A 23,290-nucleotide genomic window follows, 5' to 3' on the forward strand; every position below is an offset into this window, starting at 1 on the left:
GTGACGCTAGGGCGGGGCGTTGACAGGTTTACGACGGTGCAGGCGTTCAAGCAGGCTTTGCGCCTGGCCAAGCAAGGCGCGGCGGTGATCGGCGAGGCGCGGCCGCAGGATGCGTCGGGCGAAATCGAGGGCGCTGCCCGGCCGCGTTTCCACCTCCCAGTCGAAGCCGCGCCGCAGGGCGACCCAGCGGCCGCCGCGAAAACCGGGCGGCGAGGCCGGGGTGAGCCCCTCCGCCATCGCTGCCGCAGCCGAACGGCCGTCGAAAGGATGCTTCCCGGCGACCATCACATAGGTCAGCACGGCAAAGGAGAAGATGTCGTCGCGCGGGTCGGGCGCCTGCCCGGCGAGCGCGGCGGGCGAGGCATAGGCCGGCGTGACCGCGCGCAGCCGCCGGAGGAAAAAGCCGGTCTCGTCCTCGGATGGTCGGTGATCGGGCGGCAGCAAGGGCTGGGCCGTTCCGAAATCGATCAGCTTCACATGGCCGTCCTGGGTGATGAAGACATTGCCCGGCTTCAGGTCGCCATGGACCATGTCGGCGGCATGCACGGCGGCGAGCCCGGCGCCGAGCTCGGTGACGATGCGCAGGGCCAGCCGGCGCTCCAGCGCCTTGCCGTCGCGCTCCTGCATCACCTGCGCCAGCGTCTTGCCGCGGAGCAACTCCATGACAAGGAAGTGCAGCGGCCCCTCGCGATCGAAGTCGTGCACCTTGACGACATTGGGATGGCGCATCGCTAAGAGCCGCCGGCCCTCGCGATGCAGCAGGGTCGCCGCGTCGTCATGGTAGCCGTCGCCGATATCGGTGACCTTGAGCGCGACCTCGGGATCGAGCGCCCGCGCCCGCCGCCGGACATGGTCGACGGCACGATAGACCGTGCTCATCCCGCCGCGCCCAACCACCTCGATCAGCTCGAAGCGCCCACGCAGCAATGTGCCGAGCGGCGCCGGGAGAGCGCGCTCGCCGGATTGCAGCGCTGAGGTCGCAGGCAAGGTCGCGGCTTGCATCCCGCGCACTTCGGCCGCGCGGCGACGCCGTCTGCGCCGGACCTTCACAGCCGCCTCGCGATCACGGCGGTGATGTCGTCACGGCCGCCATTGGCGACGGCACGAGCGACGAGCCGCTCGGCAAGGCCGGCCAGCGGCTGCGCCAGCAATTCGCCGATCTCGGCATCGGCGAGCGCCTTGTTGAGGCCATCGCTGCACAGGAGCAGCGTGTCGCCGGGAAGTGTCGGCGTCACGCAACGCGCGATCGGCAGATAGGCGGCCGAGCCGACCGCGCGGGTCAGGACATGGCCGGCACCGGGACCGTGCCCGAGCACATGGTCCTCGGTCAGCTGGGCGAGAGCGTCGTCGCGCCGGCGATAGACGCGGCTGTCGCCGGCCCAGAGGCAGACGAGCATGCCCTCCCCGACCAAAGCCACCACCACGGTCGAGCCGACGATGTCGCCCTCGGCCGAGCGCGCCGCATGCTCGCGCAGCGCATCGTTGATCGCGGCGATCCCTTCCTCAGCGAGGGCGACGCGCATGGTCAGCGCCGCCTGCGGCTCGGACACGGCAGCGAGCATGCGGGTGATCGATTGGCTGGCGAGCTCGCCATCGGCATGGCCGCCCATGCCGTCGGCGACGGCGAACAGCCCCGCCTCCGGCAAGGCGGCGTAGCTGTCCTGATTGACGTCATGGCGCGGCCCTTGCCGCGTCGCGACCGAGACCTCCCATTCTTCTCCCACGAGGCTCACGCGCCTTGCCGCACAGCCGCGGCACGCCAGCCATCGCGCGACCAGTCGCCGGAGAAAAAGCCGGCGCAAGCGGTGGGGTCCGGCAGGCCTACGCAGCGTAAAGCGGCTGCCGGCCGCGCGTTCCAGCGGCCGTGCCACCAATGGCTGGCGCCGTCCTGCGCCGGGCTGTCGGCGGCGCCGAGCGACAGGCGCTCCGCTTCATTGTCCATGACGAGCCGGCCGCCGCCCGGCCCGAGCCAAAGACTGGCCGCGGCGCGCTGGGCATCGAGCCGGCGGCGCAGGCTCACCAGCGCTTCGGGCAGGGATCGCTCGGTCGCGATCAGGTCGAGTACCACGACCTCGAACAGATCGAGCAGCCCCTCGCTCGCGGCGAATCCGGCACCGTCCTCGACCGGAAGCTCGAGCGCCAGGGTCAGCGGGTAGTGGCGCCGGACGCGATCGACCGAGCTGGCGAACACCCCGATCCAGCCTGATGTCCCGATCAGGCCGGGCGCGAGCCGGAAGCGCCAGGGCGGACTGAGCAGATAAGCATCGTCCCAGCGCGCGCCGAGCGCCTGACGGCTCGCCGTCAGCATTGCCAGCAGCCAGGCTTCCCATGGCGAGACGAAGCGGCCGGGCAATCCCTGCTGCACGAAATCGCCAGCCCAGGGCACCTTGCCGAACAGGCCGAAGGCCGGGGCTTCGCTCACAGCGAATCCGGGCAGCGGAAGGCGCGCAAGGCGCCGAGATTGAACGGGTTGTTCACGCTCGCCGCCCGCAGCTGGTAGACGACGCGGGCGTTCTCGTCGCCGGTCACGGTGATGCTGAACTGGTCGGCGCCGCCGCGCGCCGCGAGCGAGGCGGCATCGACCATGCGCAGCAGCGCCCAGGCGCCGGTGCGCTCGACGCGGGTGTCCTTGCCGTTGAGATCGGTGAGCGTGACCGCGACCGTGCTGGCATCGGTCTTGGTCGGCCATTCCAAGTCGTAGGCGCGCTGCGCCTCATGGCGATAGACGATGTCCTTGCCGTCGAGCGCCAGCGTCGCGCGCAGCAGCTTCGGATCGAGGAAGCTCGGGCGCAGGCTGAACTTCAGCGAGGGGGCGGAGCCCGATCCGGCGAAGAAGGCGTTGCGGATCGCCCGTGCCCGGTAGAACTGCGCCAGCGCCTCGCGCTTCAGCGGCAGAGCCGAGCCGTCGACGGTGATCGGGGCGTAGCCGTTGCGCTGCTCGGTCACGAAGGGCGCGAGATGCTTCTGGAAGAACTCGTCGAGCAGGCCGCCGGGCCGGAACATGTCGCTGAAATCGCGCAGCGAGACCTCGTCCTTGGCGCTCGCGAACAGCGGATAGCGCTGGTCGAGCGCGGCCTGGCATTGCGGAAGCACATCCCGGCGCCAGGCCTGGTTGACATAATCGAGGGAGTCGCCAACCACCGAGGAGGCGCTGAGGCTCGCTATCGCCCGCATGATACCGCGCACCGGTTCCGGCCGCAGCGCCGAATCCGCCCTGAGCTGGCCGAGCGCATCGGCACCGGAGCTGCCGCGCCGCGCGACAGCCTGATAGGCAGCCTGACGCGGATCGGGCGCGTTGGAGACATTGCTGAGCGCGCCATAGGCGCCGCTGAACAATTCGCGGATGCGCCCCATCGCCGGCTGCGCGCCACCCGGCGCTGCAACCAGCTCTACCAGCGGACGGAACGGCGCCGCGATGGTCGCACCGGGCCAGGGCCCCTCCCCGAGCGCGGCGGTGGCAGCGGCATTCGCCGCGCTGCTCGCCGCAGCGGCGATGAGGCCTCCGGCTGCTGTGCCGGCCGGTCCGGGCAAGCCGGCGCTCGCCCCGGCCGGGGCTCCCGGTTGGGTGTCCCCGGGCAGCGGCAATTCCGTATTGGTGCGGACGATGCCGATCAGCCGTTCGAGCGGCGAGTTGGCGGCTGCCAAGGCCTGCACGGCCGAGAGCGCCTGCTGCGTCTCGGCGAAGGGCACGAGCCGCGCCGCCGTGATCGCGCCCTGCCAATAGCGGATGTAGTCGGCGACATAGCGGTCCATCACCTCGCGCGTGCCGGTCTGGACCACGCCCGAGCCGGCCGCTTCGCCGCCGGTGACCCAGTCGATCCCGAGCTCCTCGCGGATCAGGATCGGCAACCGCGGCAGCACAAAATCGTAGAAGGCTTCGCGGGTGAAGGCGGCCGGGATGACCGAGACCGCGTTGTTGCCGGCGCGACCGAGGCCGAAATCGAGCACGCCGGCGCCGATCGCAGTGGAGAGATCGATCGAGCGCAAGCGCGGGTTCTGCGCGGCCTCGCGCAACAGCCGGGCATAGACCTGCTCGCTGCGCGGGGTCCGCATCAGTCGCGCCCGCGTGGTGTCGATGATGCGCCGGTCGGTCGGCAGCGGCTGTGGCAGCAGCACGACGAGCTCGTCGAAATGCCGTCCGAGCTCGGCCGCCCGGCTCTGGTCGACCGGGAAGGCGAGCTGTGCTTCCTCGCGCGCGGCACGCTGCACCACACTGCGGTCGAAGCGCTCGGTGTCGCTCAGCATGAGATAGCTGCGCAGGAGCTCTCGCACCGCCTCGTTCTCGGCGCCGATCTGGGAGAGGCCGGTCAGCCGCTCCGATAGGCGCGTCGCGAAGGCCGGATAGAGGCGACCGACGATGAGGCGCTCGCGCAATTCTGCCGCCGCCGGCGCGAGTAAGGGCGTCGCGCTCAGCCCGAAGCCGTCGAGCCAGCCGAGGATACCGCCCTGCCCGCTCGCATCACGCACGGCATCAGCAGCCTGCAGCACCGGCAGCAAGGTCGCCGGCGTCGCCCGCGCCGGCACGGCCGCGAGCCGCGTTTCGACCGGGGTAAGCGATTCGTTCGTTGCGGCGATCCTCGCCTGACTGCGGCTCGCCGCCCCCCACCAGAGCACACTGAGCCCGATCACCAGCGCCGCGGCCACGGCGTAGCCGATGTTCTGGGCCCGCACGAGGCTGCGCTCGAGCTTGCGGTCGACGCCGACAAGCCCTTGCTCCTCGAAGATGACATCGGTCAGCAGCCGGTTGACGAAGAAGGCCTTGCCCTGGCCTGAGAACGGCGCGCGCTGGCCGCTGGTCAGGCCGAAGCTGCGCCCGAACGCCGCGAGCACGCGGTCGATCGGCGTGCCCTCCTGCGTGCCGCTGGTGAAGTAGACGCCACGCAAACGCGACTGCGTTTCGAACTTGCTCTGCTTGAAAATCTCGTGGACGAAGCTCGCAAGGTCCCGGCGCAAACCGGCGAACTCCTTGGGGAAGAGATAGATGCGCCCGCGCCGGCTGAGGCCACGCTCGGCATGGGCGCGCTCGCGCATGACCTGGTCGAGGCGGTCAGCGAGCTCGCGCAGGTTCTGGTCAAGGATCTCGGTCAGACGCGTCGCCAGATTGGCATCGGGCGGAAAGGTCATGCCCCAGACCTGCGCCCGTCCGGTTTCGTTCAGCCCGTCGAAGAACTCGGAGAAGCCGGGGATCAGGTCGCATTTGGTGATCAGGAGATAGGTCGGCAATTCGACGCCGAAGGTCTTGGTCAGCTCCTGCAGACGCGCCCGCAGCGCCGCGACATGGCGCTTACGCTCGACCTCGTTCTGCAGGAGGATATCGGATAGGCTGATCGCCAGGACGATGCCGTTGAGCGGCCGGCGGCCGCGATGGGTCTTGAGCAGGTCGAGAAAGCCGCGCCAGGCGGCGGCGTCAACCGCCGCGTTCGATTCATGGGTGGTGTAACGGCCGGCGGTGTCGATCAGCACCGCCTGGTCGGTGAACCACCAGTCGCAATGACGGGTGCCGCCGAGGCCGGCGACGGGATCGGTCCCGAGCGTGCGCGCCAGCGGGAAGTCGAGCCCGGAATTCTTCAGGATCGTCGTCTTGCCGGAGCCAGGCGGGCCGATGATGACATACCAGGGCAGCTCGAACAGATAGGCATCGCCCTTGCGCCCGGCGAAGATCGTCTCCTTGAGGGTAGTGAGCGCTCCCTCGAAGCGTTCGCGGATGATCTCGACCTCGTCGGTCCCGCCGGAATCGGCCATGGCCGCGAGTCCGCCGGTGTCGAGCAGCGACTTGATCATCCGGGCATTGGCGCGACGCGCCAGATAGAGGCGCAATAGCGAGACGCCGATCAGGCTCAAGAGCAGCAGGATGATCGCGCTCGTGCGCGCCTCCACCGAGACCAGCGGCGCCCAGCCGAAGAGCGAGAGATAGGGCCCGCCGGCCCAGATCATCACGCAGAGCGCGACCACACCGAAGACGGTGACCAGCCCGCGCAGCGACAGGAAGCCGAGCAGATAGGAGCGGATCATGGCCGCACCACTCTGGAAGCAATCGTGTTCTCGAGTGCCTGCATGCGCTCGACCACCGGCGCGACCTCAACCGCGAGGCGGTAGCGATGGAAGCTGTACATGGTGACCAGCAGGAACCCTGCGGCGGCGAAGACGATCCAGAGCGGGAAGAAGCTCCGCAGGGCCTTCTCGGCGCCGACGCCCTGCCAGTGCGCAGAGAGTTCCGAGGGTGGCGGCGGCAGATTGCGGCCGACGAGCTGGCCGACCTCGTCGCGCAGGTCGGCGAGACGCTCGCGGCCATTGTCGAGCACGCGGTGCATGCCCTCGAAGCCGAGCAGCAGCACGAAGTCGATCAGCTTGAGCAGGGCGATGTTCTTGCGCGGATCGGTCTTCACCCGGTCGAGGATGGCGAAGACCTTTTCGCCGCCCCAGGTCTCGTTATGGAAACGGTTGAGCAGCGAGCTGGTGCTCCAGTCGCTGGCGGCGCCCCAGGGCGTCGTCATCACCGTCTCGTCGATCACCGAGCAGAGGATGTAGCGTGCAGCCTGGACGTCACCGGCGGCCGCGCCGTTCCTGACCGCCGCCTCCTCGAATTTGTGGATCTGCTCGATCACCTCGCTGCGCAGCTGCGCGACGTCGGCGAAGTCGACGGCATCGCGCAATTGCGCCACCAGCGCCAGCAGCGGGTTGGCGGCCGCGACGAGCGCGTCCGAGCCGTCGGCGATCTCGGCATTCGCCTGCAAGGACGCTGGAGGGGCTTCGCGGGTCGATACGGAGGCGCCACGCCGCTGCTGCGGTCTCGCGGGTTCCGACCGTGGGATGAGCGAAGGCGTGGGCGCTGATGGTGCGAAGCCGGTGGGTCGGGCTGCCGGTAGCGGAGCAAAGGGCTGGGCGGCGAGTGGCTGGCGTGGCGGCGCGAACGGCGTCGTCGGCGGGTCGTGGATCGCCGCTCCGGCCGGCCGCGGCTGTGCCAAGCCGATCGGCCTGTGCCCGACGACGGTCGGCGGATCGAAGCTTTGATCACTGCTCACGCGCGCTTCCCGCGAATGGCCCAGAATTCGAGATGCAGGTCGGGATAGTCACCGCTGACATGCAGGGCGAAGGCGGCCGAGCGCGTCAGATTGCGCCAGAGCTCGACGCTCTGGTCGAGTTCGAAATAGACGCCGCCCTGCAGGAAGGGCAGCTCGCGCGGCGCCACCGGCAGCGCGGTCAGCGGAATGCCGGGCAGCTGCAGGTTGACGAGATCGCGGATCTGCTCGACCGAGCCGACCTTCATCGAGATCGGCAGCTGGCTTCGCAAGGTCTCGGTCGGCACGCTCGCCAGCGCGATCAGGACGAAGCGCGCATCCTGGAACAAAGTGCGGTCGCTGATCGTCGAGAGGCGGATGCCGTAGCCGCGATCCTGCAGGGGCAGCGCGATCGCATTGCGCTCGATCACTACCGCCAGGAGCTGACGCAATTGGTCGAGCACAGCCGCGAAGGAAGCATCGAGATCGAGATGGTCGTAGGCCGGGAAATCGGCGCTGCGCCGGCGCGAGACCGAGAAGGTCGAGAGCTGGCCGGCGAGCGCCAATGCCGCGCGATAGACCTGCTCGGGGTGCAGGCCCGGCGTCGCCGCGAAATGGTCGAAGACGGCTTCCTGGCCATTGACGATCGAGAGCACGACGAGATCGACGAGCCCGCCGCTCTCGGCCGCGGCCGGGCCGGCGGCGGATTGGCCGGCCAGCGCCTCCGCTCGGCTGCGCAGCAGCGAGCGGATCTCGCCGACGAGGCGCACGAGGCGCTGCGAAGCCTGGAAGTCGAGGCAGGGCGGAACGTAGTTCTCGTCGAGGAGCACGGCGCCGGTCGCATCGACCTCGCGGATTCGTGCGATCGGCAGCGTGACGAGATCGTCCTCGGCTTCCCCTTCGAGCAGAAGCCGCGCCGAGAGCCGCCCGACCCTGAGGCTGACCGCTGCCCGATCCGGAGCGGTCACGTCGCGCACCGCCTGCTCGGCCGCCTCATAGCGCCGGCTGCGGCCGCCGTCGCCGATCTCGGCGCCATCGAGCGGCCGCAGCGCCACGACGAGCTTCACCAGGGCATTCTTGGTGTTCGGCGGAACCGCCCGCGCCTCGATCGCGATGCCGCCGGCGGTGTCGATCACCGTCCCGTCAGGCATCACGGCGGCGACCGACTGGACGGCGATGCGGCCGAGCGGCAGCAACTCGGCCCCGAGCGTCAGCTTGCGCAGCCCCCAGGCGAAGGCGGCTAGCGCAGTGGTGCGGCCCTCGACCACATGCTCGATCCAGCGGTCATATTGCTGGAAGTGCTGCGGGCGGATCAGCATGCCCTCGGACCAGAGCGGTTTGCTCACCAGCGTCATCGGGGGCGGCTCCGGAAGGGTTCTGCGGGCGGGGCGAAGGTCGGCATGGGCGACCTCAGATCAGGCCGAAATTGCGGGAGGCGCGCTGCAGCTCGATCTTCACGGCCAGGGCGCGGACGGTGATCAGGAAGGCGTTGTCGCGGTCCGGTACGATGTCGACCAGCGAGCGCCATTGCGCGACCTCGATCTGGCGGAAGCCGGCGATCACGCCGATATGCTTCGCCTCGGTCGGCGACTCGCGCTTGAACGAGCTCTTCTCGCCCGGCTTCACCTCGAGTTCACGCTTGGAGACGAGATCGGCGCCGAGCTTGGCCGTATCGCTGTCGAGCAGCTCGAAGAAGCTCGCCTGCTCGAAGGCGTTCTTGGTCTTGAGTTCGTAGACGCGCAGCACGATCGGCGACGGGTCGCCATTCTCGTTGGCGTTGATCTCCTGGTCGGCCTCGATTCCGAATTCGAGCGAGGTCGTCTTGGCTGCCGGCGGCCCGGAGGAACAAGCAGCGATGAGCGGCGCGCCGGCACCGACCGCCAGGCCGGCGAGAAGCGACCGGCGGGTCGGCAGCAGCAGCGATCTCGTGACCGGCCTCACACCTTCGCTCCTGGCCCACGGGCAGAGGCGCGCGCCAATTCGTCGGACACGAGGGTGCGGATCGTGCGATCGAGATCGCCCGCGAGCTCGCCATGCAATTCGGCATAGCGCTCCCAGAGGCGGCTCCGGTCCGGCTTGCGGCCGAGCAGGCCGGGTTCCGCTTCGGATTCGAGCCGTGCAGGCGCCAGCCGTTCAAGCAACTCGCGGATGCTGGTCTGCATCGCCGAGGCCAGCGCGACCTCATGCGCGTGCATGTCGGCGAAACACTGCTTCACCGCCATGTCGAGCGGCAGGAAGCCGGGCGCGCCCTCGACCACAATCCGACGCAGCGCCTCGTCGCCATACGAGAAGAATTTGAACGGGTTATTCTCCTGCGGCGCGAGCCGCGTCTGATCCAGGCGAAACTCGTCCTTCATCGACTTGCGTGCCGAGAGCATCGAGACGAGCCCGCCCGCCGCCTGGCGCAGCGCGCCGCCGAGTTCCTCAAGCAACCGCGCCCGCGCCTCGGGCGGAATGCGTGTGGGATCGAGCCCGATCCCGGACCAGAAGGCTGCGGCATCGCCGGAACCTGGCGCGAGCGAGCCACCCGGCAGGGCGACCTCGGCCATCGGCCGAGGCGCGGGCACCCCGGGCTCCTGCGGCGTCAGATCGATCGAAGCGGCCCGCACCATCGCGCGCTGGCGCAGCAAGGCGAGCGGATCGACGGCCGCAGCAGGCGCCTGCTGCGGCGCAGCGGGCTCGGCGAGAGGCGCAGGCATCACTGGAACCGGCGGCACGGTTTGCGCCGGCATCGTGGCCATCGGAGCTGCCTGCGGTTTTGCCGGCGCGAGGTCGCTGAAGTCGAAATCATCCGGAATCGGGCCGGCAAGCTGCGTCGGCTGGCGTTGAGCCGCAGCCGGCATCGAGGCGGGGATAGCGGGCGCGGGCGCTGACAGCTCCAGGCCGATCGGGATGGCCGGTGCGGCAACGGGGATCGGCAGCGGCGCAACTGGCGTCGGAGCGACGGGCGCCACTGGTATTGCAGTGGCCGGCATGGGAACCGGCGCAGGTGCCGGCTCCTCGCGCAGGATCGCCACGGAGATGATGTAGTCGGCGAGGTAGATCGTATCGCCATTGCTCAGCGGCGCGCTCTGGTCGCGCCCGAGCGGCGCATCGACCGCGTTGAGATAGACGCCGTTGGTGCTGGTATCGGTGATCAGGAAGCCGCGGCCGTTATGCGAGATGCGGGCGTGCCGGGCCGAAAGCGTGTTGCGCTCATCGGGCAGAATCCAGTCGCAGCTGGCGCTGCGCCCGAGCGTGCCACCCGCTTCCCCGAAGATATGCGTAGACCGGTCGCCGAGCGTGCTGCGTTGCAGCCCGAGCACGGTCAGCAGCAATCTCATCTTACCCCCGGCCCCACATCAACGCATGCCCCGCCGACCGGTCGGGCCGGCTCTTGGCGCTGCTGGCGCAAGGTTGGGCGAGGCGAACAACAATCATGTGACGCAACTGGACCTCAGATGACGAATTCGACGGGGCTGCCCGGATCGACGTCGAGCCAGCCCGACCAGCCGAGCCGTGTCTCGCCAAGGCGGAATGGGCGCGCCTCTCCCGGCGCCAGCACGAAGGCGATGTCCCAATCCAGCGGCTCGCGGATCGAAAGGCGGATCAATTCGGTCAGCGTGGCGTGATCCGGCCCACCCGGCAGCAGCCGGTCGCATTGCGCGGAGGTCAGCGGCCCGAGCCGCAGGCGGAACTTGCCCATGACGTCGCGCATGGCTTCACCGGCGACCGTATCGACGCCGAGCTCGATGCCCGGCGCGCCGAGGCGCCACTGCGCCTCCTCCGGGATGCGGATCTCGCGCGGCACGAACTCCTCGATCGCGCAGGACACACCGAAATAATGACTGATCACGCCGGCGACGACCGAGGCCGAGCGGCTGTGCAGCGCCAGCACCCCGGCATAGGGCAGGAGCAGCGTCCGCGCCGGCCGGTCTCCCTCCTGCGCCACGCCGAACATGCCGAAGAGCGCGGCGACCGCGCCGGAGATCGGATCGGTCGCGCCGGGCTCGTAACGATGCTGGTGGCGATAATGCTTCCAGATCCGGAAGAGCAGCCCGAGCAGGCGATGGTTGAAGAAGTCCGAGAAGTCTCGCAGCGCGCCGCCATCCTCGGCGAAGACGATGCGCTCGGTGAAAGCCGGCGGCAGTGGCGAGGACGGGCCGTGCAGGCCGAAGAGATTGGCGGTGACGACGATGGGATCGCCGGCACGTGCCGGCAACTCGATCGCCGCGACCTCCTCGGCCGGAAAGCCGAGCGTCGGATTGGCGCGGAAGCGCACGGCTTCGCGCCGCGGCGAGCCTGACGAACCGATGCCGCCCGGCTGCGGGAAAGCCTCTTCCAGCTGAAGGCAGAGGGCGTTGAACTGGACCATCGCAGCATCGAGCGCCGCGACGGCGCTCAGGTCGCGCTCGTCGTGCCGACTCGCGGCGTCCATTTGTACTCGACCTTGCTCTCGGTGCCCTGGATGGCGAAGCGGTGCAGGCTGTTGAGGCTGGCATAGACTGCGAAAAAGCGCTCCAGCACCGCCCCGAACAGATAAAGCTCGGCCTCACCGCCGATCTTGCTCTCGGCCACGGTCAACCTGATCGTGCGAACGCGGACCGGCTGACCGCGTAGCACGCCATCCTCGACGCCGCTCTCGAACGCCTCCAGCCCCTCCAGCAGCAATTCCAGCCGGCGGCGCGCCTGCGCATCGTGCACGGCGCGGAAATCATAGCTCGCGATCAGCGTGCGCAGCGCCCCGACATCGACGAGCGAGCCGTAATTGCGGGAGAGGTTCGAGATCAGCCGCCAGAGCAGGTTCTCGCCGATCGGCGGCGGCGTGTGCGGCGTCACACCCATCACATTGGCGAAGGTGACGGTCGCCGGCGTCTCCGAGGTCGGCTGGTCGATCGCGCCGACGGGCAGGCGCTCGGCCAGGGCGCCGTTCGAGCAGGTCAAACCGATCGAGATCACCTCCGCCGGCGGGGCCGAGGTCCGCTCCAGCCGCGAGACGAAGGAGAGATAATGGTCGACGCCGCGGCCGACCACGGCCGGGCGCAGCCGCTCGCGATAGAACAGCTTGCTCTCGGCCTCGCCTGGCAGATCGTGGCGGAAGGCTTCGAAGGGCTCGTAGACGATGCGTTCGGCCCGGCCCTGGAGATAGCCGGTGACCTTGTCGATCGCGTAGATTTCCGCTCCCGCGCGCCCGCCGGCGACGACGCGGTACTCGCTGCGGGAGCGATCGATGCGTAGCGGATGCGCCTCGTGCGCGAAGAGATTGACCACCGGCGTGCAATTCAGCCGGACATGGCCTTCCGCGACCCTGACCTGATCGGGAAAAGGCCGCGAGAACTCAAAGGCGAAGGTCGCAGCCTTGCCCGACAGGCCGGCCAGAGCCTCGAGCCCGGTCACGTCGACGAACAGGAACTTGGCCGGGAAGGCGAGATATTCCTGCAAATGCCGGAAGCCGATGAAGGCGTTCGAGGGATAGGGCAGCACGCCCTCCCCGTCCTCGAAGCCGACCGGGCGGATCGCGCTCGCTGGCAGGGTGACGCTCTCGCCGGAATCGCTCGTCACGGTGATCGAACGCAGATGGCGCGACAGCCAGAGCAGCAGCGTGCGCCCGACCTGCGGCTCGCGCTCGGTGTTGAAGAACAAGCGCAGGCGCCCGCCTTGCAGGCCCTGCAGCGTGCCGCGCCCGGCCGCCTGCAAGGTCAGCGCGAGGCGCGCCGTGGTCGGCCGGTTCTCGCTCTGCGTGCGCGTGATCGCGAACGGCAGCACCTCGACCGGATAGCAGGTGCGGAAGCGGCAGGAGACGCCGTCGACCGGCCGCGAGGCCAGCGCAATGCCCGCCGGAACCCGCGTGACGCCAGGCCCGCCGCCGGCCGCCGCCTCGAAGGAGACGATGCTCATCGGCGGAATCGGGCGTAGATAGTGCGGCCAGACCAGCCGGATCAGCCCGTGCACGAGCTCCGGCATCTCGTCTTCGAGCTTCTGGCGCAGGCGCGCGACGGTGAAGGCGAAGCCTTCCAGCAGCCGCTCGACATCGGGGTCGCTCGCCTCGCGCGACAGGAAACCGGCGAGCTTGGGGTTCGCCCGGGCGAACTCCTGGCCGAGCTCGCGTAGATAGGACAATTCGTCTTCGTAATGGGCGTTCAGCGACATCGCATCAATTCCGCAGCCGCATCTGCCTGTCATTGCCGAGCACGGTGTCGAAACGCATCGCCTCGCCGCTTTCGCCATCGATCAGCGCGGCGCTGACCGAGAAGGCGAACTCTCCCGGCGACTCCGTCGGCATCGGCTTCACCAGCACCTCGCGCAGCCGCGGCTCGAAGGCTTCGAGCTGCGCCTTCACCGTCCGCGCGATCGCCGGAATGGTCTCCGAAGCCTCACGCGAGATGTCGTTGAGATCGGGCATGCCGAAATCGGGCCTCGTCTCGCAACAGCCCTGGCGCGCGTTCAGGATGCGCCTGACATTTGCCAGCACGCTCTCGGACAGGCTCGGGCCGCGCGCGACCTCCAGCGAACCGGTGCCGGGTTCGCGCGCGCTCTCCAATCGTTCGAACAGGCTCGCCACGGAATTCCCGTCAATTGCAGCGGCCCCGCCTCCGATTGGAGGCGGGGCGAAGCAGGACATGTCACTGCTTGTCGAGCTTGCCCTTCAGCGAGAGCGTGAAGTCGGCGCCCATGTACTTGAAGTGCGGCACGACCGACATCGCGACGCGGTACCAGCCCGGCTCGCCCTCGACGTCCTCGACCCGGATCTCGGCCTTGCGCAGCGGCCGGCGCGCCCGGACCTCCGGCGAGGGATTGTCCTGGTCGGCGACATACTGGCTGATCCACTTGCCGAGCTCTTCCTGGAGCTCCTCGCGGCTCTTCCAGGAGCCGATGTTCTCGCGCTGCAGCACCTTGATGTAGTGCGCCAGGCGGTTGATCATGAACATATAGGGCAGCTGCGTACCGAGCTTGTAGTTCAGCTCCGCCTGCTTGGCCTCCGGCGTATTGCCGAAATATTTCGGCTTCTGCACCGAATTGGCCGAGAAGAAGGCGGCGTTGTCGCTGCCCTTGCGCATGGTCAGCGCGATGAAGCCCTGCTCGGCGAGCTCATATTCGCGCCGGTCGGTGACCAGCACCTCGGTCGGAACCTTGGACTGCAGCTGGCCCATCGACTCGAAATTGTGCACCGGCAGGTTCTCGACCGCGCCGCCCGATTGCGGGCCGATGATGTTTGGGCACCAGCGATACTGCGCGAAGGATTCCGTCAAGCGCGTCGCGAAGGTGTAGGCCGCGTTACCCCAGAGATAGTTGTCGGTCTCGCCGGCGCTCTTCTCTTCGTAGTTGAAGGCCTTCACCGGAACCGTGTCCGAACCGTAGGGAATGCGCAGCAGGAAGCGCGGCACGGTCAGGCCGAGATAGCGCGCATCTTCCGTCTCGCGGAAAGCGTTCCACTTGGCATAGCGCGGGCCCTCGAAGATCGACTCGAGATCCTTGAGGTTGGCGATGTCCTCGTATTTCTCGACGCCGAACATCTGAGGCCCGGCCGAGGCGATCACCGGCGCATGCGAGATCGCGCCGACGCTGGACATGAACTGCATCAGCTTCACGTCCTGCGGGCCGGCCGAGAACTCGTAATTGGAGATCACCGCGCCATAGGGCTTGCCGCCGAACTGGCCGAACTCGGCCGAGTAGATGTGCTTGTAGAGGCCGGATTTGACGACTTCCGGGCTATCCTCGAAATCGGCCAGGAGTTCGTCCTTCGAGCAGTTGAGCAGCTCGATGCGGATGTTCTGGCGGAAATCGGTGCGATCGACGACAAATTTCAGACCGCGCCAGGCCGCTTCCAGCTTCTGGAACGACTCGTCGTGCAGAATCTCGTCGAGCTGCTGCGAGAGCTTGCCGTCGATCGCCGCGATCATCTGGTCGATGACGGCGTTGTTGACCTTCTCGTCCTTGCGTGCCGGCAGCATCAGTTCGGAAATGAAGGCGGCGACGCCGCGGCGGGCGACGTCGTAGCCCTCGTCGCTCGGCTGGAGCTTGGTCTCGCCGAGGATCTGGTCGAGCAGTGACAATTCGGTCGTGACGACCGAAGCATCCTGGGCGATCTCGAGTTGCTGATTGCTCATGGTTGCGGTCCTGTCGTGCTGATTTGATCAGGGGGTCTTGCCGTCGGTCGAGCCGGTCAGCTCGCGCAGCAGCTTCTCGCGGGCCGCATCGTCCTCGAGCACGCTCTGGATCGCCTTGCGGAAGGCCGGGACGTTGCCGAGCGGGCCCTTCATCGCGACCAGCGCCTCGCGCAGCTCCATCAGCTTGCGCAGCTCGGGCACCTGCCGCGCCACCGCATCCGGCTCGAAATCCTTGAGCTTGGTGAAGGAGAGCGAGGCGCGGACGTCCGGCGCATCGGCGGCATCGTCGAGCTTGTTGGCGACCGCGACGTCGAGTTTGAGCTCGTGGCCTTTCAGCACGTCGTCGAAATTGTCCTTGTTGATGTCGGCCAGCGAGCGCTCCTCGACCGGGCGGTCGTCGGCCCGGCCCGTGAAGTCGCCGACCATCAGCAGCTTGAGCGGCAGCTCGACCTCTTCCTTCACATTGCCCGTGCTGGGCTTGAACTTGATGTTGACGCGCTCCTTTGGAGCGACCGAGACTTCCTTCGACATGACGATCTCCCCAGCGTGTTGAAACTTGGTCTTCAGGTGGAGCCGGTCACCGGAACAGGCGCGCGGCGGTTGCAAGGTCGAGCCGAACGAGGCGCTGGCGCGTCTCGTCCAGGCTGATGCGACGACGATCCTCGGCGACGAGCCGGGCGGCATCGGCATGGGTGAGCGCCCGGAAGCGCAGCTCCGCCACCTGAGCGGCGAGCTGCGGCTCCCAGTTCTCAAGGTCGTGCGCCTTGAGCAAGCTCTCGAGATGGTCGAGCAGCGGCAGGGCCGCGGTGATCAGGCCGACATCAAGGCAAAAGCGGGCCTGGGCGATCTGGCGCAGCACGCGGTTGCGCCCACCGATCTCGCCACGGGTCAGCGACGCCAGCAGGTCGATCGCTTCTGGCGCCTTGCCGGCCCCAATCAGCGCCCTCGCCTCGCCTAGCGCCCGGTCGAGCCCATCGGCGCCGCCTGAAGCAGCGCCACCGCTGCCGCCGTTCTCCTCGATCCAGTCCCGGGTCGGGGGATCGACGAAGGGCCTGCCGTCGCCGAAGCTGAAATTCATCAGCTCGGGAAAACGGCGGAACAGCATGTTCATCGCCCCGCCGACGGCAGCGCCGGCATCGGCATGATCCGGCCCCATGGACTTCAGGACCTCGGCGGTAAGGCGGTGCCCTTCGAACCAGAACGGGGCCGTCCAGACCAACTCGTTCAGCGCCTTGAGTGCTTCCTGGTTCTGGCCCGCCTGACGCTGCGCCTGGATGGCGGCGGCCTCCTCGACCGGCGGCATCGCGCCGGTGCGGCCGCCCTCGTTCGGCGGCAGTTGCCGGATCCGCCACCAGGACGCGACGCGCGACAGCAGATGGGCGCGCGCATCGGCGGTACTGTTGCCAATCAGCTCGGCAGAAAGGCTGCGCAGCGTCTCGGGCAAGGCATCGATCGTCGAGAGGTCGAGTGCCGATGGCGGAGCCGGCGTGGGAGCTGCGGCTGACACGGGAGCCTGCGTTGCGGCCGGAACGGACACCGGCGCAGGCGCCTCGGCAGCGCGCGTCGCGGCCTGCGCCTCCTGCTCGGCCCGCGCCGCAGCTTCGGTCTCGATCTCCTTGCGCTTCTGCTCCGCCTCCGCCAGGGCACGGCGAGCGGTGTCGCGATGCGGCCTCAGCGCGCGTACCAGATCGCCGAGCGCGATCTGCTCCTTGCGCAGCTTCTCGCCGGCGAGCGTATCGATCTCGGTCAGTGCGTCATAGGCGTAGAGCACCGCCGGCCAGTCACCTTCGGAGGCCTCGCCCTCGCAAAGCGGGGCAGTGCGGCCGACCAACCATTCGAGCGCGCCGACACGAGCCCGTTCACGCGCGGCCGGCGGCTGCATCTTGTCCCAATGGCTAGCGATCATCTCGCGCAGGACACCGAGCCCGACGGCGAGGCCTTGAAAGCGCTCCTCGCGGCAGAGCGCATGCGCCAGCCAAGCGCCGACCAGGAGATCCTTGCCACGGGTCTCCAGCACGACTGTCGACAGCCTTGCGACCTCGCGCCAGTTCACCGCGAGCGGGCCATCGGTCTCGAGCTTGCGGACCTCGGCCTCCAGCTCCTCGAATTCGATCGAGCTGCGCGGCTCCGAGCCGGCAGGCGCCGTCTCGGACACGGGCGATGCACCGCTCGCGATACGCGGATCGAAAAAGGTGGAACTGGACTCGGACATCGACGCTCGCAGCGCGACCATTGTGTATTTGGCCCCACTGACGTTGATGACGCCCGTTATTGAAGCTTCGATGACTTTGATGTGACCGAGCGACTATCGCGCTCGCAACTGAACAATCGGACCACATCAGCTTGTGGAGGTGGACGAATACGAAGCTGGCTCAGTATTAGACGGCTTTCATCGCCCACCCGCCACCAACGTCTTCCGCCCGTTTGATGGTTTCGAGTTCGATCAGCTCCGGCGAGCCTTTATAGCGGACGACCAGATAGGTGATGTCGTCATGCTGCGGGGCATCGCCGACGAAGCGGCTCACGGCATCGGTGACGTTCGAGACCACGATGTCGAGCGACTGGCGATGGCTCTCGCTCAGCGACGCGACCAGGCGGTCGACGGTGAATTCACGCCCCTGCGTATCCATCGCCTCGGAGATTCCGTCGGTGTAGAGAAAGAGCGTGTCGTCCTTCTCCAGCACTAGGCTGCCCTGCTCGTAGGACAGGCCGGGCATGATGCCCATGGCGATGCCGCCGGTAACAGGCAGTTCGGCGACCTCGCCGCTCTCGCGCACGACGATCGGCGGATTGTGCCCGCCATTGGCGTAGCTCAGTTCGCCTGTCCGCAGGTTGAGGATGCCGTAAAAGACCGTGACGAACATATCGAGCGGGTTCTGCTCGCACAGGATCGAGTTGGTCTCGGCGAGACACTCGCCGGCCGAACGGCGCTCGCGGGCGCTCGCCTGCAGCACCGTGCGCGAGATCGCCATGAAGAAGGCCGCCGGCACGCCCTTGCCGGAGACGTCAGCGATCACGAGGCCGATCTCATCCTCGCCGATCACGAAGAAATCGTAGAAGTCGCCACCGAGCTCGCGCGCCGGCCGCATGATCGCCCGGCCGGAATAGCTCGGATGCTTCGGCATGCGCTGCGGCAGCATGGCGCCCTGCAGCGAGCGGGCGATGTCGAGTTCGGTCTCCATCCGCTTGTGCTGTTTTTCGAGCAGTTCGTTCTTGGTTTCGAGATCGCGCGTGCGCTCGTGCACGAGGCCTTCGAGCTCTTCCTCGCGCCGCTGCACGTCGACCGCCATCTTCTGGAAGACGCGCGCGAGCGAGCCGAGCTCGTTGCGCTGGGCGGCGACGGCCTCGATCGAGCTCGGCTCGAACTTGCGGCGCTCGACATCGCGCGCGGCGAAGGTCAGCGCCGCGATCGGCGTCGCGATCTGGCGCGCCACCAGGAAGGCGATGACGATCAGGAACGGGACCGCCGCCGCCACCGCGATGGCGACGAGCGTGGTCGTGCGCTGCGTCTCTTCCAGCGCGTTCAGCTCCTGATCGGCGAGCCGGTCGAGGAAGGCGGTCAGCGTCGACAACGCCTCGCGCATCGCCGCTTCGTTGCGGCCATCCTCCTCGTAGAGCCGCGCGGCCTTCTCCGCGTCGCCGGCCTTCCAGGATTCGAAGATCTCGGTCGCGACCCGGCGCGACTGGTCGAGCGCGGCGATGAAGGCGGTGACCGCCTCGCGGACCCCCTCATTGGTGATCGAACGGAACACGTCGATGCTGGTGTCCGCGAGCTTCTGGTCGATGACATTGAAGGCCGCATCGGCCCCGGCGATCTCGTCCTTGCTGGTATTCGCGTTGACGCCGCGAACGAATGTCCGGCTCTGCTCGAACAGCACGACCAGCGTCGAGACGTTCTTGTTGACGAGCAGCGCATTGTTGAAGATCGAATGGCTGGCGCTCGACATGGCCGCGACGCCATAGACCGCCGCGGCGGCGACGATCGCCGCGATCAGGATGCCGAGTGCGGCGAGCCCGTACAGTTTGCGTTTGACGGTCATTTTCAACGCTCGGGCCTCGTGCCGCTGGCCGGGACACGGAAAGGTGGCGCATCGCCGCCTCGGCATCCGGTCCTGACGACGCATCGGAGCATGTGCATGTGACAGTTGCGCGCCAGCCGCGACAGGCGGCCGGGCTACTCGACGTCGATCGTCATCCGCATCGAAGGATGAATGGCGCAGCGAACGTCGACCTTGCCGGCCTTCGGAAAGGCGACCCGGGTGCTGGCGCCCGGGCGCTGCGCCTTGAGATCGAAGCTGTTCGTGGCGCTCTCGGAGAAGACATTGTGGGTGCCGCTGTCGTCGTTGACGAAGACGACCTCATCGCCGGCCTTGATCGCCAGCGTGCGCGGGTTGAACTGCTGACCCTTCTGCGTGACCCGGAACTCGGTTGCTCCAGCGAATGACGGTATGGCTCCAGCACACACAACTGCCAGGAGGATTGCGGGAAAGCGCTTCATTGGGGACTGACCTCCGGGTCGGAATTGGTCTGGGCGGCGGGCGTTGCAGGACCCGACAGCGAGCGCATGAAGGCGACGAGATCGCTCTTCTCCTGCGCGCTGAGCCCGAGCGGGAACATATCGGGCGACAGGCTCGGGCGGCGCGTGCCGCCGCGGTCGTAATGTTCGATGATGGCCTCGAGCGTGCCGATCGAGCCGTCATGCATGTAGGGCGCGCGCTCGGCGACACCGCGCAATGTCGGCGTCTTAAAGGCGAAGGCGAGGCTTTCGATCTGCGGCTTGATCCGGCCCCGCCCGCGATCGCTGGTGTCCTTCAGGCCGATATCGCGGAAACCCTCGTCGGTGAAGCGCCAGCCGGAATGGCAAGCGACGCAATTGGCCTTGCCGTTGAACAATTTGAAACCGCGCAGTTCCGCCGGCGTCAGCGCCCGGTCATCGCCTTTGACCCAGCGATCGAAGCGGGTCGCCGGCGAGCGCAAGGTGTTCATATAACCCGCCAGCGCGTCGGCGACCGTCTCGGGGGTCGGCCCGACGTCAGGATAGACACGCTGGAAGTCGGCCGAGAACTCCGGTGAGAAAGCCAGGCGCTGCACCATCGCATCGAGCGACAGGCCCATGATGTCGGGCGACGCGATCGGGCCGCTCACCATGCCGGCGAGCGAATCCTGCCGGCCGTCCCAGAGGAAGACGCTGGCCCAGGCCATGTCGTAGAGCGTCTGCGAGCGCCGCGCCATCGGCCGGCCATTATCGGCGATCGGCTTCGCCTTGCGGTCGGCCCAGGCGGCATTCGGCAGATGGCAGCTGACACAGGCGATGCGGCGATTGCCCGAGAGCTCGGTGCTGTCGAAGAGCTTCTTGCCGAGCGCGATGACGGGTGCCGACGCGTGCGCCCCTGCAGGCAACTCGGCCGGCCGGCGATAACTGGAGCGCAGGCTGGCAGTGTCGATCGGGCGAGCGGCCGCCCTGGCCTTCTGTTCGGCCTGCTCGGAGGTGAGGGTCGCGTCATCTCTATCGAGACTCGCCGGATTCTCGAGCAGCGGCTCGATGGTCGAGCAGCCGGCGAGCAGCGCCATCGCGACACCGGCGAGCAGCCGCCAGCCACGCAGGCGCGGCGACGGCTCCGCCATGCCGGCCATCGGCCGGGCGACCGTTCGACCCGTTGATTTGCCGCTATGCCAGGCTGCCATAGGCCAGACCGTGCGCGCCGTAATACATCAGGAAGAAGAGCAGGAGGACGCCGACATAGGTCGCGGCCTGTTCCAGCCCGCCGATCCGGTAGGAGCGGATACCGCTTTGGACCGCGCGATTGACGACCGTGTTTCCCTCGATCACGGCGATGCCGAGCGAGGCAATGATCATCAAGTGGCCGACGGCATCGACCTTGCCGAAGTCGATGACGGCGGCAATGAAGATGCCGAGTAGCATTGCGGCGACCAGGCGCTGGCTGAGCATGCCGAACAGGAGCAGGAAGGCGGCGACGAACTCTACGAAGCCTGCCAGCATGACATAGGTGTGATGGTTGATGCCGAGCGTGATGCGCTCGTGCTGGGCGAGCAGCGGCAGCGTCCACGACGCATAGGCCCATTTCTCCACCGAGGCCCAGAGCAGCGTCTGCGCCATGGCGACGTAGAGAATCGACAGGGCGTAGGGCTGGAGCCTCACCAACCGCAGCGAATGGATGATCAGATAGGCAGCGATGCCGAGGAAGAGCGGATAATCCATCAGATGGAAGCCGCCGTACTGGGCGACCGCGAGGCCGTAGAGCACGACGATTCCGAAGCCGGCGATGAAGGTCGTCCGCCACCAGATCGTGCAGAAGGCCAGGAAGAGCTGGAACCAGGCGACCGCCTGGCTGTCGGTCTTTAATTCTGGGGTGAGCAGGATGCCGCCGAGCAACCACAAACAGAGCAGGAAGGCGCCGAGACTGACGCGCATGATCCCAGGCGTGACGGCCTTCAAGGGTTCGAACATCGCGTCGACGGCGTCCTCGACACCTCCAGCGCTCATCGCTCGATCACCTACGAAGACGATCGCGATCAAGAGGATCGACAGCGAAAGGGCGATCACGAACGGGACCGAGAATACGTCCCAGAGCGCAGCGGGCGGGACGGCGACGTTATAGGGCGCGAACCATTTGACATGCGCTTCGGCGCCGCCCGCCGATGCGAAGAGGAGTGCCGGCGCGAAGAGGCATCCGGGCCGGACTGCACGCTGCCGGAACCAGACGCTCCAGGCGCATGTTGCTTGGGAGGAGGATCGCGTCAACGCCCGGCCTTCGCGGACACCTGCGCCCCGGCCGGTGTGCACACGGCCTGGAAGGTCCAGTCGGAGCCGGCGCGCCGCTGCAGTTCCTCGTCCGGCCACCAGGACATGGTGTAAGCCAGCACGGAGACGATCTCCTGGTCGGAGAGGACGCCGCGGAAGGCGGGCATGGTCACGCGGCCATCGGCCGTGCGGGCCCCGGCGGCGACGCGGAGGAACAGGTCCGCATCACTGTGATTGGTCGCATGGCCGCTTTCGTTCAGCGCCGGCGCCAAGGGCGTATCGCTGCGCCATCCGGCAGCGCCGCCAAGAAAGGCGCCGTGGCAGGCGCTGCAATGCGTCCGGTACAGCCCAAAGCCCGCCTCGCGCTCGGCATGGCCCGCAGGCTGGGCGATCCGGAACTCGGTCGGGCGAAGGCCTTGCCGCAGCAGGAGCGAGCCTGCCGCGAACAGGCAAACGACCCCGGCAAGGACGAGAACGGCCGGCAGGAACGAGATGACAGCACCTGTTCGGGACGACTCTGCGATCGGAGAGGCCTTGGCCTCTCCGTTCAAGCGCAAAGGCGTCTCGTCGCCCAGGACCTTCGTCACGGACGGTCTCTCGTCAGCGGCCAGGAATTCACGCCGGCAGCTCTAGATCGGAATTCTGACAGTATTGTTTCAATATGTCGGCTAATTACTTAGCTATACGCTTCTCCGAAGAAGTGCTGACCCGCTTCCGCAGCGCCCCAAATGATAGGCGCCGTCATCGTCCTGTCGTCACCGGCATCGTGATCTGTCGCGTCGACATGGGGGGAACGATGGCGACGAGCACGCAGGTCAGATCGAAATTCGTCCAGATTGGCCTCTACAGCGCCGCGATCATCGCGGTGCTCGTGGCGCTCGCCTTGCTGATCCCGCTCTTGCTGCCAGCCCCCAGGCCGGCCCAGCCGGTCACGGCGCAGCCCGCTCCGGCTCCGACGCCACGCCCCAGCCAAATCGACCGGATCCGGGCGGCGCTGGCCGAGGAGATCAAGGCCGGCTCGATCACCGTCGATCCGTTCGGCAGCTGGGTCGCAATCCGGATCGGCAATCTCATCACCTTCGCCTCGGGCCAGGCGACGGCCCTGCCGGGCTTCGTGCCGGTCGCGCGCCGCATCGCCGGCGTGATCGACGGCGAGCGCGGGCCGGTGCGCATCGTCGGGCATACCGACGATCAGGCGGTCACAGCCGGCGGCCCCTTCCGCGACAATCAGGCGCTGTCGGTCGCACGCGCCGAGGCCGTCGCGGCGCTGATTCGGCCGGCTCTGCGCGAGGGCGGTCGCCTTGCGGTCGATGGACGCGGCTCTTCCGAGGCGATCGCCGACAATGCCAGCATCGAGGGCCGTGCCCGCAACCGGCGCGTCGAGATCCTTATCACCCGCGAGCCGTGAACGGCGTCGTCAACCTGTCGTCTACCCGCCCTAG

Annotated in this window: 20 protein-coding genes; 1 reads left to right on the forward strand and 19 read right to left on the reverse strand. The window is 67.8% G+C overall.

Features of this window, described 5'->3' with window-relative positions:
* Positions 1-6: 6 nt before the first annotated feature.
* From BLM15_RS12040 to BLM15_RS12130, 19 genes are all read right to left on the reverse strand, one after another.
* A complete protein-coding gene (locus BLM15_RS12040) occupies positions 7-1,002 on the reverse strand; it encodes a serine/threonine-protein kinase (RefSeq protein WP_126112977.1) in 996 nt (331 codons plus the stop codon).
* 44 nt (positions 1,003-1,046) lie between these two features.
* Complete coding sequence (locus tag BLM15_RS12045) at positions 1,047-1,733, reverse strand: PP2C family protein-serine/threonine phosphatase (protein WP_164547493.1); 687 nt, start codon at positions 1,731-1,733, stop codon at positions 1,047-1,049.
* Positions 1,730-2,422, reverse strand: a complete 693-nt coding sequence (gene tagF / locus BLM15_RS12050) for a type VI secretion system-associated protein TagF (protein ID WP_164547494.1) — start codon at positions 2,420-2,422, stop codon at positions 1,730-1,732. Before tagF ends, BLM15_RS12045 begins: the two co-directional genes overlap by 4 nt.
* Positions 2,419-6,012 (reverse strand): type VI secretion system membrane subunit TssM, encoded by a 3,594-nt coding sequence (tssM, locus tag BLM15_RS12055; protein ID WP_126112980.1) that lies wholly within the window; start codon positions 6,010-6,012, stop codon positions 2,419-2,421. Before tssM ends, tagF begins: the two co-directional genes overlap by 4 nt.
* Positions 6,009-7,022 carry a type IVB secretion system protein IcmH/DotU gene (gene icmH, locus BLM15_RS12060; RefSeq protein ID WP_164547495.1) on the reverse strand — a complete coding sequence of 338 codons (1,014 nt, stop codon included), beginning with the start codon at positions 7,020-7,022 and terminating at the stop codon, positions 6,009-6,011. Before icmH ends, tssM begins: the two co-directional genes overlap by 4 nt.
* Entirely contained in the window at positions 7,019-8,353 is a 1,335-nt protein-coding gene (gene tssK, locus BLM15_RS12065; RefSeq protein WP_126112982.1) for a type VI secretion system baseplate subunit TssK, read from the reverse strand. Before tssK ends, icmH begins: the two co-directional genes overlap by 4 nt.
* Positions 8,354-8,408: 55 nt before the next feature.
* Positions 8,409-8,939: a type VI secretion system lipoprotein TssJ gene (gene tssJ / locus BLM15_RS12070; RefSeq protein WP_164547496.1), complete on the reverse strand. Its 531-nt coding sequence runs from the start codon at positions 8,937-8,939 to the stop codon at positions 8,409-8,411.
* The gene (gene tagH, locus BLM15_RS12075) at positions 8,936-10,321 is read right to left on the reverse strand and encodes a type VI secretion system-associated FHA domain protein TagH (RefSeq protein ID WP_126112984.1); all 1,386 of its coding nucleotides are present in this window, start codon (positions 10,319-10,321) and stop codon (positions 8,936-8,938) included. Before tagH ends, tssJ begins: the two co-directional genes overlap by 4 nt.
* A 113-nt stretch (positions 10,322-10,434) precedes the next feature.
* Positions 10,435-11,415, reverse strand: coding sequence for a type VI secretion system baseplate subunit TssG (gene tssG, locus BLM15_RS12080; RefSeq protein WP_126112985.1), 981 nt, complete (start codon positions 11,413-11,415; stop codon positions 10,435-10,437).
* Positions 11,379-13,127, reverse strand: coding sequence for a type VI secretion system baseplate subunit TssF (gene tssF / locus BLM15_RS12085; RefSeq protein ID WP_164547497.1), 1,749 nt, complete (start codon positions 13,125-13,127; stop codon positions 11,379-11,381). The genes tssG and tssF overlap by 37 nt, the downstream gene beginning before the upstream one ends.
* Positions 13,128-13,131: 4 nt before the next feature.
* A complete protein-coding gene (gene tssE / locus BLM15_RS12090) occupies positions 13,132-13,539 on the reverse strand; it encodes a type VI secretion system baseplate subunit TssE (protein WP_164547498.1) in 408 nt (135 codons plus the stop codon).
* 61 nt (positions 13,540-13,600) lie between these two features.
* Positions 13,601-15,085, reverse strand: coding sequence for a type VI secretion system contractile sheath large subunit (gene tssC / locus BLM15_RS12095; protein ID WP_126112988.1), 1,485 nt, complete (start codon positions 15,083-15,085; stop codon positions 13,601-13,603).
* Between the two features lie 27 nt (positions 15,086-15,112).
* Positions 15,113-15,616, reverse strand: a complete 504-nt coding sequence (gene tssB / locus BLM15_RS12100; protein WP_126112989.1) for a type VI secretion system contractile sheath small subunit — start codon at positions 15,614-15,616, stop codon at positions 15,113-15,115.
* 46 nt (positions 15,617-15,662) lie between these two features.
* The gene (gene tssA, locus BLM15_RS12105) at positions 15,663-17,240 is read right to left on the reverse strand and encodes a type VI secretion system protein TssA (protein ID WP_164547499.1); all 1,578 of its coding nucleotides are present in this window, start codon (positions 17,238-17,240) and stop codon (positions 15,663-15,665) included.
* Positions 17,241-17,463: 223 nt separating this feature from the next.
* On the reverse strand, positions 17,464-19,125 hold the full coding sequence (locus tag BLM15_RS12110) for a SpoIIE family protein phosphatase (protein ID WP_164547500.1): 1,662 nt from the start codon (positions 19,123-19,125) through the stop codon (positions 17,464-17,466).
* 134 nt (positions 19,126-19,259) lie between these two features.
* On the reverse strand, positions 19,260-19,583 hold the full coding sequence (locus tag BLM15_RS12115) for a cupredoxin domain-containing protein (RefSeq protein WP_126112992.1): 324 nt from the start codon (positions 19,581-19,583) through the stop codon (positions 19,260-19,262).
* Positions 19,580-20,710 (reverse strand): cytochrome-c peroxidase, encoded by a 1,131-nt coding sequence (locus tag BLM15_RS12120; protein WP_164547501.1) that lies wholly within the window; start codon positions 20,708-20,710, stop codon positions 19,580-19,582. The genes BLM15_RS12115 and BLM15_RS12120 overlap by 4 nt, the downstream gene beginning before the upstream one ends.
* A gap of 43 nt (positions 20,711-20,753) precedes the next feature.
* Positions 20,754-21,650 (reverse strand): hypothetical protein, encoded by an 897-nt coding sequence (locus BLM15_RS12125; protein ID WP_126112994.1) that lies wholly within the window; start codon positions 21,648-21,650, stop codon positions 20,754-20,756.
* 194 nt (positions 21,651-21,844) lie between these two features.
* The gene (locus BLM15_RS12130) at positions 21,845-22,435 is read right to left on the reverse strand and encodes a c-type cytochrome (protein ID WP_164547502.1); all 591 of its coding nucleotides are present in this window, start codon (positions 22,433-22,435) and stop codon (positions 21,845-21,847) included.
* Between the two features lie 209 nt (positions 22,436-22,644).
* Between BLM15_RS12130 and BLM15_RS12135 the strand changes: the two genes are divergently transcribed.
* Positions 22,645-23,256 (forward strand): OmpA family protein, encoded by a 612-nt coding sequence (locus tag BLM15_RS12135; protein WP_164547503.1) that lies wholly within the window; start codon positions 22,645-22,647, stop codon positions 23,254-23,256.
* Positions 23,257-23,290: the final 34 nt, after the last annotated feature.

The sequence above is a fragment of the Bosea sp. Tri-49 genome, from assembly GCF_003952665.1.
Lineage (GTDB): Bacteria > Pseudomonadota > Alphaproteobacteria > Rhizobiales > Beijerinckiaceae > Allobosea.

Bases quoted from the DNA above. Each gene is read 5' to 3' on its own strand.
- BLM15_RS12040 (WP_126112977.1), bottom strand. From the start codon at position 1,002: ATGCAAGCCGCGACCTTGCCTGCGACCTCAGCGCTGCAATCCGGCGAG.
- tssM (WP_126112980.1), bottom strand. From the start codon at position 6,012: ATGATCCGCTCCTATCTGCTCGGCTTCCTGTCGCTGCGCGGGCTGGTC.
- tssK (WP_126112982.1), bottom strand. From the start codon at position 8,353: ATGACGCTGGTGAGCAAACCGCTCTGGTCCGAGGGCATGCTGATCCGC.
- tagH (WP_126112984.1), bottom strand. From the start codon at position 10,321: ATGAGATTGCTGCTGACCGTGCTCGGGCTGCAACGCAGCACGCTCGGC.
- tssG (WP_126112985.1), bottom strand. From the start codon at position 11,415: ATGGACGCCGCGAGTCGGCACGACGAGCGCGACCTGAGCGCCGTCGCG.
- tssF (WP_164547497.1), bottom strand. From the start codon at position 13,127: ATGTCGCTGAACGCCCATTACGAAGACGAATTGTCCTATCTACGCGAG.
- tssC (WP_126112988.1), bottom strand. From the start codon at position 15,085: ATGAGCAATCAGCAACTCGAGATCGCCCAGGATGCTTCGGTCGTCACG.
- tssB (WP_126112989.1), bottom strand. From the start codon at position 15,616: ATGTCGAAGGAAGTCTCGGTCGCTCCAAAGGAGCGCGTCAACATCAAG.
- BLM15_RS12110 (WP_164547500.1), bottom strand. From the start codon at position 19,125: ATGACCGTCAAACGCAAACTGTACGGGCTCGCCGCACTCGGCATCCTG.
- BLM15_RS12115 (WP_126112992.1), bottom strand. From the start codon at position 19,583: ATGAAGCGCTTTCCCGCAATCCTCCTGGCAGTTGTGTGTGCTGGAGCC.
- BLM15_RS12120 (WP_164547501.1), bottom strand. From the start codon at position 20,710: ATGGCGGAGCCGTCGCCGCGCCTGCGTGGCTGGCGGCTGCTCGCCGGT.
- BLM15_RS12135 (WP_164547503.1), top strand. From the start codon at position 22,645: ATGGCGACGAGCACGCAGGTCAGATCGAAATTCGTCCAGATTGGCCTC.